General features: G+C 57.2%; 2 rRNA genes. Both read right to left on the bottom strand.

Annotated elements, in window-relative coordinates:
* Positions 1 to 924 (bottom strand): 23S ribosomal RNA (locus tag ACFT5B_RS19455); the annotation flags it as partial.
* Positions 925 to 1,219: 295 nt separating this feature from the next.
* A 16S ribosomal RNA gene (locus ACFT5B_RS19450) occupies positions 1,220 to 1,371 on the bottom strand; the annotation flags it as partial.

Raw genomic sequence — 1,371 nt, 5'->3', positions numbered from 1 at the left:
TGCATTTCGGGGAGAACCAGCTATCACGAAGTTTGATTGGCCTTTCACCCCTAACCACAGGTCATCCCCCAGGTTTTCAACCCTGGTGGGTTCGGTCCTCCACGAAGTCTTACCTCCGCTTCAACCTGCCCATGGCTAGATCACTCCGCTTCGGGTCTTGAGCGCGCTACTAAATCGCCCTATTCGGACTCGCTTTCGCTACGGCTTCCCCACACGGGTTAACCTCGCAACACACCGCAAACTCGCAGGCTCATTCTTCAAAAGGCACGCAGTCACGACTGCAGTGCAAGCACAGCGACGCTCCCACGGCTTGTAGGCACACGGTTTCAGGTACTATTTCACTCCGCTCCCGCGGTACTTTTCACCATTCCCTCACGGTACTATCCGCTATCGGTCACCAGGGAATATTTAGGCTTAGCGGGTGGTCCCGCCAGATTCACACGGGATTTCTCGGGCCCCGTGCTACTTGGGTGTCTCTCAAACGAGCCGTTAATGTTTCAGCTACGGGGGTCTTACCCTCTACGCCGGACCTTTCGCATGTCCTTCGCCTACATCAACGGTTTCTGACTCGCCGCCCAGCCGGCAGACTGACAAAAGAGATCCCACAACCCCGCATGCGCAACCCCTGCCGGGTATCACACGCATACGGTTTGGCCTCATCCGGTTTCGCTCGCCACTACTCCCGGAATCACGGTTGTTTTCTCTTCCTGAGGGTACTGAGATGTTTCACTTCCCCTCGTTCCCTCCACACTGCCTATGTGTTCAGCAGCGGGTGACAGCCCATGACGACTGCCGGGTTTCCCCATTCGGAAACCCCCGGATCAAAGCTTGGTTGACAGCTCCCCGGGGACTATCGTGGCCTCCCACGTCCTTCATCGGTTCCTGGTGCCAAGGCATCCACCGTGCGCCCTTAAAAACTTGGCCACAGATGCTCGCGTCCACTGTGCAGTTCTCAAACAACGACCAGCCACCCATCACCCCGGGAAAAACCCGAGTGCACTGGGGCCGGCAACCGAAGGCAGCCTTACGGCCATACCTTCAGATACCCAACAGCGTGCCCGACCCGACCGATCCTTCTCACTTTCCACGCCGAAGCAGTACTCGCAAAAACAACCTGTCGTGCCGAATAGTCAACGTTCCACCCATGAGCAACCACCGTCGAACATTTGCCGACGAAATGGTCTCTGGATTCCCCGAAGAGAATCTAGATGCTCCTTAGAAAGGAGGTGATCCAGCCGCACCTTCCGGTACGGCTACCTTGTTACGACTTCGTCCCAATCGCCAGTCCCACCTTCGACAGCTCCCTCCACAAGGGTTGGGCCACCGGCTTCGGGTGTTACCGACTTTCGTGACGTGACGGGCGGTGTGTAC

This window comes from Luteimicrobium sp. NPDC057192, assembly GCF_042670205.1.
Taxonomy (GTDB): domain Bacteria; phylum Actinomycetota; class Actinomycetes; order Actinomycetales; family Cellulomonadaceae; genus Luteimicrobium.
Note: the sequence above shows the minus strand (reverse complement) of the source record. Positions and strands in the feature narration are given on the sequence as shown.